The following is a 10,074-nucleotide window of genomic DNA, read 5'->3' on the forward strand; positions in this document are numbered from 1 at the left end:
TTCAGTCACTGACCCGGCTGCGGGATTGGTACACCAGGTCCTGGTACTCGGGGTGCCGGGCGATCCACCCCGCGATGAACGGGCAGGTGGCCAGGACCAGCAGGTTCGCGGCGCGGGCCTCGTCGAGGGCAGCGCGGGCCAGGGCCGCCCCCACGCCCTTGCCCTCGTACTCCGGCGAGACCTCGGTGTGTACAAACGCGATGAGTTCCGGGGTGCGGATGTACTGCGCGACGCCCGCGACCCTGGACTCGCCCTCGATCCGAGCCTCGTACTGCTTGGCTTCGGGTGCATCGCTCACGTTCACTGTCATGTGTCCTCCTTGAGGTCAGCGGCCGCTTCCGGCCAGGAGTTGCGTCTCCCAGGCGAAGGCCACGCCGCTGGCGCCACCGTGTTGCGCCTGGACCCCGCCGGCGCCCGCGATGGTCTCCTCGCGGGCCCAGTCGCGTTGCCACTCGCCCAGCACGGCCATCCAGGTGATCGGCACCACGCCGGCTTGGACCATGCGGCGCACCGCCATGTCGTGGGCCTCGTGCGAGACACCGCCTGAGGCGTCGGTGACCACGAAGACGTCGAAGCCCTCTTGGTTGATGCGTCATCTACACTAGGTGCCGATTATTGATACGTCAACCAGTCGGGTTGTCGGCCGGTATGAGCCGGGCGAATGCCTGCTTGGCGAAGCGTTCGGCGATGCGGCGGTGCGTTGCAGGTCGAGCGCGCCGCGCAGGAGGTCTGCGGTGATCGGGGTGGAGTCCATGCTCGCAACCAATCGGGTTGACGCTGCGTGGTCGCGCACGTCAGCTACCGGTCGTACCGCCGGTCAGAGCCAGTCGTGTTCGCGGGCGTAGCGGGCTGCTTCGTGGCGGGTCCGGGTCTGGGTCTTGCGCATGGCCTGGGAGAGGTAGTTGCGGACGGTGCCCGGGGCGAGGTGGAGCCGGGCGGCGATGTCGACGACCGAGTAGCCCTCGCCGGTTTCCCGCAGCACGTCGGCTTCGCGGTCGGTGAGGGGGCAGTCCTCGGTGACGGCGAGCGCGGACACGTCCGGGTCGATCCAGCGTCTGCCGGCGTGCAGGGTGGCGATGACGGAGGTGATGTGGGCCGGTTCGGCGGATTTGCTGACGAAGCCCTGGACGCCGAGGCGCAGCGCCTTGCGGAGCACGCCGGGGCGGGCGTGCCGGGTCAGCATGAGGATCACCTGTTCCGGTCGCGTGCGGCGGATCTCGGCGACCGCGCCGAGGCCGTCCACGCCCGGCATCTCCAGGTCGATGACCAGCACGTCGGGCTGGTGCCGCAGGGTGGCTTCGACGGCCGTCTCGCCGTCGGACGCCTCGGCGAGGACGGTGATCTCGCCCTCCATCGGCAGCAGCGCGGCCAGGGCCGTACGCAGCAGCACCTCGTCGTCGGCGAGCACGATGGTGGTCATCGGCCGTCTTCCTTCCGTGCTGTCGGGGCCGCGTCGACACGAGCGGGTGGAAAGGCCGCGGCGGTCAGGAACCGCTGGTCGGTCTGCTCCACGGTCAGCTCGCCTCCGTCGTCCGCCACCCGTTGCCGAAGCGCGGAGAGCCCTCTGAGCTGCGGCGGAGCGTCGCCGCTCACCCCGTCGTTGACGATCGTGATGCCCGACTCGGCGAGCGTGATCTGCACCTGGGTGGCCTGCGCGTGCCGCAGGATGTTGGTGGTGGTCTCGCGCAGCACCTGCCCGAGCAGCTCGCTGGTGCGGGCGTCGACTTCGGCCTCCCGGGTCACCCGGACCCGGATGCCGGCGGCCTCGAACAGGTTCTTGGCGTTCTCGATCTCCGCGGTGAGGTTGAGCCGCCGCTGGGCGTACGCGAGTTCCTTGGTCTGCGCGATGGTGTCGCTGACCAGGGCGTACGTCTCTTTCAGCTCCTTGGCCGCCCGTGCGGAGTCGCGGTCCAACAGCCGCTGGGCCAGGGCGATCTTCAGTTTGACCACGTGCAGGGTGTGGCCCTGGATGTCGTGCAGGTCGCTGGCGAACCGCACGCGTTCCCGCACCACGGCCAACTCCGCCTCGCGCTCACGGGTCTGCTCCAGTTCCCGGATGAGGTCGTAGAACCGCTCGCCCACCACAGTCATGACCGTCACGACAACGGTGAGGACGGTCGGGATGAGAACGTAGCGGACCAGCACATCGCCGATGTCGTCCCGCTCGACCAGCAGCCGTGCCGTGCCGACGACGGCGACGTAGGAGAAGAGTCCCGCCATCACCAGCCGGCGATGCCGCCGGACCTCCCGCAGGGCGAGCGAACCCACGGCACAGATGCCCCAGTAGGCGTTGGGACTGCCGGTCACCAGGACCCCCAGCGGCCACACCGGTGCCGCGACGACCACGCAGGGCAGCGCGAACCGGGCCAGGTCGCTGGCTGTCCAGCGTTCGAAGGCGACCACGGCCGCCACGACGCCCGGCCCCAGGACGAACACGTGCCACCAGGTGTGCGTGTCGAGGTAGAGCAGCGCCACGGCGGCTATCACGACCGGCGGCAGTGACGTCGCCAGATTGAGCCGGCGCAGCCGTCCCTGCGTCGACTCGGTGAAGCGCGGCGATGGTGCGGTCACCACTCCAGTATCCGGCGGTCACCGGCCCCGACCAGTGACACCACGTCACCTGTGGTCGTGACGCCACGCCACTGCCGCCTCGGCCGCGTACGCGCTGTCATAGCAGGTATGTCCACCACATCCGTCATCGAAGTCGACCGGCTGAACCTGACCTACGGTGACTTTCACGCCGTGAAGGATCTCTCCTTCGAGGTGCGGCCCGGGGAACTCTACGCACTGCTGGGCACGAACGGAGCGGGCAAGACCTCGACGTTGGAGACCATCGAGGGGCATCGGACGCCGACCTCGGGCAGCGTACGCGTGTTCGGGCGCAACCCGCAGGACCGGCGGGCGGTCCGTCCCCGGATGGGCGTCATGCTCCAGGAGAGCGGTTTCTCCCCGGACCTCACCGTCCGTGAGTCCGTCGGCCTGATCGGCCGGCTCACCCGACGCACCGACGACGTCGACCGGGTGCTCGACCTGGTCGACCTCACCGACCGGGCCCGCCGGAAGGTCTCGCAGCTCTCCGGCGGGGAGAAGCGGAGGCTGGACTTCGCCACCGCCGTCTGGGGCACCCCGGAGCTGATCTTCCTGGACGAGCCGACCACCGGACTGGACATCTCCTCCCGCGACGCCGTCTGGGCCACTGTCGACCGACTGCGCGAGAACGGCGCGACAATCATGCTCACCACTCACTACCTGGAGGAGGCGCAGCAGCGGGCCGACCGGATCGGGCTCATGCACCAGGGCACCTTCCACCGGGAGGGCACCGTGGCCGAGCTGACCCGCACGCTGCCGGCCGTCATCCGTTTCTCCTTCCCGGCAGGGGTACCGGCGCTGCCGCTGCCGGCCGTCGTCGACGCCGACGGTAAGGCCGTGGTCGAGACCTTCGCCCTGCAGAAGGACCTGCACCTGCTGCTGCGCTGGGCGCAGGAGCACGCCGTGGAGCTGGCGGATCTGGAGGCCGGGCCGACCCGGCTCGACGACGTCTTCCGCGCCATCAGCAGCTGATTCGTTCGTCCGAGAGGAACACCGCCATGTTGTCCATCGCGTCCAGCGAACTGATCCAGATCTTCCGCAACCGGCTGGTGCTGGTCACCAGCCTCATCATGCCGGTGGCGGTCTGCGTGTTCTTCGTACGCCAGCACGAGACCTTCGCCGCCATCGGTAGCCTCGGCTACATCGCGGCGATCGTGATCTTCACCGTGGCCGCGTTCGGTCTCTACACCACCGCCGTCACCACCCTGGCCTCCCGACGCCAGAACCTCTTCCTCAAGCGGCTGCGGTCCACCGCCGTCGCCGACTCCACCATCCTCACCGGCCTGCTGCTGCCCGTCGCGGTCCTCGCCGTGGTGCAGGTGACCGCGATCCTGATCGCACTGGCCGTGGTGACCGACGGACCGGACAACGTCGTCCTGCTCGTGGTGGCGGTCCTCGCGACCCTGGCGATGATGACCAGCCTGGCCCTGGCCACCGCGGGCCTGACCAACTCGCCCGAGCACGCCCAGGTGACCACCCTGCCGGTCAGTCTCGGCGTGATCGCCGTGGCCAGCTGGGTGGGCATCTCCAGCACCGAGAACCTCGCCTGGCTCAAGCGACTGCTGCCCGGTGGCGCGGCCACCGAACTGACAATGACCGCCTGGAACGGCGGCGTCGCCGTGACCGAATCCCTGCCCCTGCTCGCGCCCACCCTGGCCTGGGTCGCCATCGCCGTGTCCCTCGCCACCCGCCTCTTCCGCTGGGAGCCCCGCCGATGAACAGCGAACCCCGAACGTATCCGGACCCCGCGACCCTGGTGGAGGATCTCCTGCTGTTGCTGTTCCAACCCGCGTCCGGCACCATCGCGGGCGAGAACACTCTCTTCTACGTCCTCGGCGGCGCCGTGCTCGCCGACCTCGCCCTCGGCGACCACCTGACCACGGTGGCCCAGGGCCAGGTCAGGAGCGTGGCGGGGCACCCACCGCCGGACGGGCTTCTCCGCCCGGCGTGGGACTACCTCGCCGAGAAGCCGAGGGGAGTGCAGACGGCACTCGCGGCGATCGGTCCCGCCCTGCGCGAGCCGGTGTTGGCGAGGCTCATTGCCCGAGGCGACATCGACCAGGAGCCCCGTAAGGTACTTGGCCTCTTCCCGACGACGGCCCTGCGGGACGGCCGGACCCGACGACGAGCCGGTCTGCTCGCCGACGTCCGACGGGTGCTCGTGGAGGGTGCGCAGCCGCAGGCCCGGGTCGCCGCGCTGGCGGCACTGCTTTCGGCGAGCGGCACGCTCCCGCAGTTCCACAGCGAGATTCCCTGGACGTCATCGGTGATCACGCGGGCCAAGGAACTCGAACGCGGCGACTGGGGCGCCGACGCCGCGGGGCAGGCCGTGACCCGCACCGTGACCGCCACGGTCGTCAACAGCGCCATCATCGCCGCCACCGGGTGAGAGCGGACCCACATGGGTGGACGACGACACCGATGCAATTCCAGCCGGCAGTGAACCGCGTGGGTGGCTCGTTCGTGGGGAGGGCATGTCGGAACTGAAGTGGGACCTGCCCAGTGAGATCTCGAACAGCACACTGCGCCGCGTCCAGCGTTCGCTGGACAGGGACTTCCGCGTCGCCATCGACAACAATCGCGCGGAGCGCCGGCCCGGACACGAGTTGGCCGGCGGCCTGCGGGCACCGAACACCAGGGGGCTGACGAGGCAGATCCGTGCCGACACGGCGAGCCTCGTCGACGAGCGCCTGCGGGAGAGTTGGTTCGGGCGGGCCCGGGTGGCGTTCAACTGGTTGCTGCGCCAGGTCCGCAGACGGCAGGGCGACGCGAGGGCATCGACACCGGATGACCGCGCGGACTATCCGGCCTACGGCGAGCAGCGGCAGGCCGCGCGTGCCGACTATCCGGCCTACGGCGAGCAGCGGCAGGCCGCGCGTGCCGACTATCCGGCCTACGGCGAGCAGCGGCAGGCCGCGCGTGCCGACTACCCGGACTACGGCGAGCAGCAGCAGGCGCCGTTCGCCCGTGCCGACTACCCAGTGGGCGGGGAAAAGCCACGGGCTCCGATCACCCAGGAGCAGGTCGAAAGGTGGATGCGGGTGCTCCACACCCAACAACTGGACCCGTACGAACAGCGTTTTCTCAGAAGCGCCGTGGCCGCCGCCTATCTCGTCCAGCACAACCCGGACCTGCACCAGTTGTACCGAAAAGACCCGAGGGAGATGCAGAATCTGGCGCAGATCGTCGCGGCGGCCGACGGGACCGCCGACCGGTACCAGCCGCGACCCGTGCCTCGGCGTGTCCCCGCACCGCCCCAGAACACCTTCGACTTCGGGTACGGGTACGGGCAGCCCATTCCCAGCGCCCCGCCGTCGCCCTTGACGCCGTACGCCATCCCAGAGCCACCGCTGCGATACGTCGGCACCGAGCCGACAACGCGGTACGTCAGCCCCGAACCGTCAACGCGATACGGCACTCCCGAGCCGTCAACGCGATACGTCAGCCCCGAGCCGCCCGGCGAGACGACGCCATGGTCGGCACCCGCCCGCAGGTACACAAGCGCGGAATCGGACGCGATGCTCCCGAGCGCGCGGGACGGGTCGGCACCACACGACCCCACGCCGAGCTGGAGGCACACCGCGCACCTGACATCTATTTCGCGGACGGTTCGGGAATCGCCTGCGGGTCCGGACTCGTACACACTTCCGGTGATGCCCCGGGCCGACCAGTCCCGTTCCGCGCGGCGCGGCCGCAAGTGACAGCCGGTAGCCGTCAGCCGAGATGTTGGGCCAGCCTGACGACGATGCCCTCCGGACCGCGTACATAGCAGAGCAGGTAGCTGTCCTCGTACCGGGCCAACTCGCCGACGAGTGTCGCACCGTGGCTGCGCAGGCGAGCGAGGGCCGGCCGTTGTCGACATTCAACGACGGCGGACCGGCCTCTTTCCGATGGATCTCGGTAAGCTGTCGTCGTGTCCAGCTCCGCGGTCCTCGCCCGTCTCGCGCCCTCGTCGGCGGGGCTGTCCGCGTCGATCGAGGTCCTTCGACGTGAGCGAACCGTGGCTCGCCTGCGAGCCGCACTCGACCGCCTGAGCTGACCCTTTCTGCGACCGGCGGATCGATCCGCCGGGCCACCCGGTCGCCTGTCGATCCGCTTCCCGAGGATTTTTCCGAAGCATCCGGCTGTCTGCCGCAGCCGGATCGGAGCGAGATTGGCGTACCCATGAGTCTTGAGAAGCTGCTCGCCGACCGGCTGGCGCAGGCGTTCGCGGCGGTGGCCGGCGGCCCGCACGTCGCGGGGCGACTCGGCATCCGGCCCGGCGACACGGTAATGCACACCAGGTACCGGTACCTCGCGGACGGCAATCCCATCCAGCTCGCAGACTCGTACGAGCCGATCGCCGTCACCGGTGGCATCGGGTGCTCAGTGCCGTCGTCCGTACCGCGGGCGGCCCCGACGCGTGCTCCAGCCCTGACCGGGACGACCTGATGCTGAGGCAGAGGTCACCGGGCAGGTCGCCGACCCGGCAGGCGTCTCTTGGTGAGCCAACGCAGCACGTCGAGCGCGTGCGAGGCGGGGGAGTGGATCGGGTGGAAGACGTGCTCGACCACGTCATCGGTGATGATCAGGGTCAACCGCTCGTACAACGTCATGTCCCCGGCGGTGAAGGTGGGCAGCCCGAGCGCGGCGGCGAGCGTGCGGCGCGGATCCGGGATCAGCGGGTACGGCAGCCGCAACCGGTGTACGAGTTCGCGCTGATAGCCGGTTGACTGCGCGGACAGCCCGAAGACGCGGTCCGCGCCCGCGGTGCGGATCTCCGCATGATGGTCACGGAACCACGTCGGCTGGTCGGCGCCACGCAGCGCGCCGTGCACCTCCAGCAGACTGTTCGGCAGGTCGACACCGGGTCGACCGGTGAGCGGGTAGACGAAAATGACGCTGCGTCCCGGACCCAGCGAGGCCAGGTCAACAGGCCGCCCGTCGGTGGCGTAGAACTTCAGCGCCGGCAGGGCCGTACCCACCAGGTGGTGCGGGACGCCGCCACTCGTCGACCGACCAGGAAGGACCCGGCCGGTCGCCGCGTCCAAGCGGGCGTTGAGGGCGTCCCGCTGCGCGGTCAGCTTGCGAATGCGTTCCTGCAACGCGCTGACCGTGCCGCGATAGGTGGCCAGCGCGGCCGGGCAGACGTCGGCGTCGTCGGAGCCGGCCGCGATGGACTCGACGAACGGGCGGGTCTCCTCGACGCTGAGCCCGAGCGCCGTCAGCTCCCGGATCTGGCCGACCAGGCGGATCGCGATCGGGTCGTACTCGCGGTAGCCGTTGCCCAGCCGGCGCGGCACGACCAGCCCGACGGACTCGTAGTACCGCAGGGCCCGGATCGTCGTACCCGTCCGGCGCGCCAGCTCACCCACCCGCACGCCCCGATGCTAAACCCGGACCTGAAGGTACGGGTCAAGCCTTGACCCGTACCCCGAGGTACGGGTCTAGCTTTGCCGCATGATCAGAACTTCGGGCGGCGACGTCGACTACGAGCGCACCGGCCACGGGTACGCCAGCCAGCGGCGTCCCGATCCACGGATCGAGGCCCTCATCCACACGGCGTTGGGCGACGCCCGGACCGTCCTCAACGTCGGGGCGGGCGCCGGCTCCTACGAACCCGCCGACAGGTACGTGGTCGCCGTCGAACCCTCGGCCCGGATGCGCGCCCAGCGGCCGGCGACGGCGGTGCCGGCGATCGATGCCACCGCCGAGTCCCTACCCTTCGACGACGACGCCTTCGACGCGGTGATGGCGACAGTCACCGTGCACCAGTGGGCGGACACCGCACGCGGCCTGGCCGAGCTTCGCCGGGTCGCCCGCGGGCCGGTGCTGGTGCTCACCTTCGACGGTGCCGCCCTCGACCGCTTCTGGCTCGCCGAGTACGCCCCGGAGCTGATCGCCGCCGAACGCCGCCGCTATCCGGCGATCGACAACATCGCGGCTGCCATCGGCACCGAGGTGGCTGTCCACGAGGTGCCGATCCCGGTCGACTGCGTGGACGGGTTCACCGAGGCCTACTACGCCCGTCCGGAACGGTTCCTCGACCCACGGGTCCGGGCCGCCCAGTCGGCGTGGGGCTTCGTCGACCAGGTGGCGACCACCCGCGCCGTCGACCGGCTCCGGGCCGATCTCGAATCCGGTGCCTGGGACGCCCGCCACGGACAGCTGCGCGACCAGCCGACCTTCCACGGCTCGCTGCGCCTGATCGTCGGCCGGCCATGACCGACGATCAGGCGACGGGAGTGCCGCCGGTCAGCGCGGTGACCGGGTCTTGGGCAGGTCGAACTGGTCGGCGCGGCGGCAGTCGCGCTGGTTGCCGATGGCGTCCGGGCCCAACCGGTCGAGCACCGCCCGGGCCCGCAGGCGGCCGAGGTTCCAGGTGTACCACGGGTCCGGCTCGGCCAGGTCGTCGGCGATCCAGCTCAGCGTGCAGCGGCGGACCGGGTCGGGCAGGGCGGACAGGGCGGGCGTGGCGTCGGCGGAGAGCGCGCGAAGGTACCAGGCGTCGATCCGGCCGGTCTGCTCGTACCGGGCCACGTTGCGGCGGGCCGCGTAGTCCTCCGGGTTGAGGACCGCCAGACCCAGCAGCATCGCCACCCCGAGCGCGGTGGCCAGCCGCGGGATCCAACCGCCGCGCCAGCGTACGCCGGCCACCAGGATCATCAGGAAGACCGCGCCGAGCAGCAACTCGAACGCCATCACGAAGATCCGCTCACCGGTGAAGCTGTAGACCTTCTGGTACGTGTACATCCGCGACAGCGCCGACACCACGATGACCACAGTCAACGCGCTGAGCAGACCGAGCAGGACCCGCAGCAGGATCCGGTCGAGCGGCCGGTCCCGGCGAGCCCACCGGGTCACCACACCGAGCACCGCCAACGTCAGCAGGGTCACCACGACCAGCTGTCAGAAGCCGCTGCGGGCGTACTCGGCGTAGCTGAGCCCGGTGGTCTCCAACACGTGCCGCTGCCCGCCGAAGAGCACCGTGAACTGCACCGCGACGAAGCCACCGAAGAGCGCCGTGAGGGCGGCGATCGGCGGAGCCCACTCGACCAGACCGACCTGACGGCTGGTGGGCCGGTCCACCTGGGCCAGGTCCGGCGGCGCGGCGATCGTGTAGACGGCGGCCACCGCGATCAGCCCACCCACGGCCGCGAGGAACAACCAGCGGAACACCCCGCCGCTGCTGATCTCCGGGATGACGGCACCGAGCACCCGGGAGAAGGCGGCGTCGGCGGAGGAGAGCAGCGTACCGAAGACGACGAGCACGGCCACCGTGGCGGCGACCGACCAGACGGCGCGGCGCGCGGCACCGGGACTGCCGGGGGCCCGGATGTGGGTACGCACCCACGGCAGCCCGCGCAGCCCGGCGATGGGGGCCGCGACCAGGCTGAACAGGATCGAGCGGAGCCGTCGACCGCCGACGATGGCAAGTGCCGCGCAGCCCAGCGCCCCCAGTACGCAGAACGTCACGAGCCACCAGGCGTTGCGGAAGCCGAGCAC

General features: G+C 70.4%; 11 protein-coding genes and 1 pseudogene. 6 read left to right on the forward strand and 6 right to left on the reverse strand.

Annotation, left to right across the window (positions count from 1 at the left end; all coding sequences use genetic code 11):
• Window position 1 precedes the first annotated feature (1 nt).
• From C1I93_RS03155 to C1I93_RS03170, 4 genes are all read right to left on the reverse strand, one after another.
• Window positions 2-310 (reverse strand): GNAT family N-acetyltransferase, encoded by a 309-nt coding sequence (locus C1I93_RS03155; RefSeq protein ID WP_111241680.1) that lies wholly within the window; start codon window positions 308-310, stop codon window positions 2-4.
• A gap of 15 nt (window positions 311-325) precedes the next feature.
• Complete coding sequence (locus C1I93_RS03160; RefSeq protein ID WP_223256330.1) at window positions 326-589, reverse strand: isochorismatase family protein; 264 nt, start codon at window positions 587-589, stop codon at window positions 326-328.
• Window positions 590-817: 228 nt separating this feature from the next.
• Complete coding sequence (locus C1I93_RS03165; RefSeq protein ID WP_111241681.1) at window positions 818-1,420, reverse strand: response regulator transcription factor; 603 nt, start codon at window positions 1,418-1,420, stop codon at window positions 818-820.
• Window positions 1,417-2,571, reverse strand: coding sequence for a sensor histidine kinase (locus C1I93_RS03170; RefSeq protein WP_111241694.1), 1,155 nt, complete (start codon window positions 2,569-2,571; stop codon window positions 1,417-1,419). Before C1I93_RS03170 ends, C1I93_RS03165 begins: the two co-directional genes overlap by 4 nt.
• Before the next feature lie 108 nt (window positions 2,572-2,679).
• Between C1I93_RS03170 and C1I93_RS03175 the strand changes: the two genes are divergently transcribed.
• From C1I93_RS03175 to C1I93_RS31345, 5 genes are all read left to right on the forward strand, one after another.
• Complete coding sequence (locus C1I93_RS03175) at window positions 2,680-3,561, forward strand: ABC transporter ATP-binding protein (protein WP_111241682.1); 882 nt, start codon at window positions 2,680-2,682, stop codon at window positions 3,559-3,561.
• 26 nt (window positions 3,562-3,587) lie between these two features.
• Window positions 3,588-4,307, forward strand: a complete 720-nt coding sequence (locus C1I93_RS03180) for an ABC transporter permease (protein ID WP_111241683.1) — start codon at window positions 3,588-3,590, stop codon at window positions 4,305-4,307.
• Window positions 4,304-4,978 carry a GOLPH3/VPS74 family protein gene (locus tag C1I93_RS03185; RefSeq protein ID WP_111241684.1) on the forward strand — a complete coding sequence of 225 codons (675 nt, stop codon included), beginning with the start codon at window positions 4,304-4,306 and terminating at the stop codon, window positions 4,976-4,978. Before C1I93_RS03180 ends, C1I93_RS03185 begins: the two co-directional genes overlap by 4 nt.
• Before the next feature lie 85 nt (window positions 4,979-5,063).
• Window positions 5,064-6,290, forward strand: coding sequence for a hypothetical protein (locus C1I93_RS03190; RefSeq protein ID WP_111241685.1), 1,227 nt, complete (start codon window positions 5,064-5,066; stop codon window positions 6,288-6,290).
• Window positions 6,291-6,753: 463 nt separating this feature from the next.
• Window positions 6,754-7,020 (forward strand): UTRA domain-containing protein, encoded by a 267-nt coding sequence (locus tag C1I93_RS31345; protein WP_111241686.1) that lies wholly within the window; start codon window positions 6,754-6,756, stop codon window positions 7,018-7,020.
• Between the two features lie 14 nt (window positions 7,021-7,034).
• On the opposite strand, the gene C1I93_RS03205 is transcribed toward C1I93_RS31345, so the two are convergent.
• Window positions 7,035-7,949 carry a MerR family transcriptional regulator gene (locus C1I93_RS03205; protein WP_181444994.1) on the reverse strand — a complete coding sequence of 305 codons (915 nt, stop codon included), beginning with the start codon at window positions 7,947-7,949 and terminating at the stop codon, window positions 7,035-7,037.
• A gap of 79 nt (window positions 7,950-8,028) precedes the next feature.
• Here C1I93_RS03205 and C1I93_RS03210 point away from each other — a divergent pair, with 79 nt between their 5' ends.
• A complete protein-coding gene (locus C1I93_RS03210) occupies window positions 8,029-8,793 on the forward strand; it encodes a class I SAM-dependent methyltransferase (protein WP_111241687.1) in 765 nt (254 codons plus the stop codon).
• Window positions 8,794-8,823: 30 nt separating this feature from the next.
• Here the strand turns inward: C1I93_RS03210 and C1I93_RS03215 are convergent.
• Window positions 8,824-10,074, reverse strand: a pseudogene (locus C1I93_RS03215) (DUF4153 domain-containing protein).

It is taken from the genome of Micromonospora endophytica, from assembly GCF_003236305.1.
In the GTDB taxonomy this organism is placed as follows: domain Bacteria; phylum Actinomycetota; class Actinomycetes; order Mycobacteriales; family Micromonosporaceae; genus Micromonospora; species Micromonospora endophytica.

Bases quoted from the DNA above. Each gene is read 5' to 3' on its own strand.
- C1I93_RS03155 (WP_111241680.1), bottom strand. From the start codon at position 310: ATGACAGTGAACGTGAGCGATGCACCCGAAGCCAAGCAGTACGAGGCT.
- C1I93_RS03165 (WP_111241681.1), bottom strand. From the start codon at position 1,420: ATGACCACCATCGTGCTCGCCGACGACGAGGTGCTGCTGCGTACGGCC.
- C1I93_RS03175 (WP_111241682.1), top strand. From the start codon at position 2,680: ATGTCCACCACATCCGTCATCGAAGTCGACCGGCTGAACCTGACCTAC.
- C1I93_RS03180 (WP_111241683.1), top strand. From the start codon at position 3,588: ATGTTGTCCATCGCGTCCAGCGAACTGATCCAGATCTTCCGCAACCGG.
- C1I93_RS03185 (WP_111241684.1), top strand. From the start codon at position 4,304: ATGAACAGCGAACCCCGAACGTATCCGGACCCCGCGACCCTGGTGGAG.
- C1I93_RS03190 (WP_111241685.1), top strand. From the start codon at position 5,064: ATGTCGGAACTGAAGTGGGACCTGCCCAGTGAGATCTCGAACAGCACA.
- C1I93_RS31345 (WP_111241686.1), top strand. From the start codon at position 6,754: ATGAGTCTTGAGAAGCTGCTCGCCGACCGGCTGGCGCAGGCGTTCGCG.
- C1I93_RS03210 (WP_111241687.1), top strand. From the start codon at position 8,029: ATGATCAGAACTTCGGGCGGCGACGTCGACTACGAGCGCACCGGCCAC.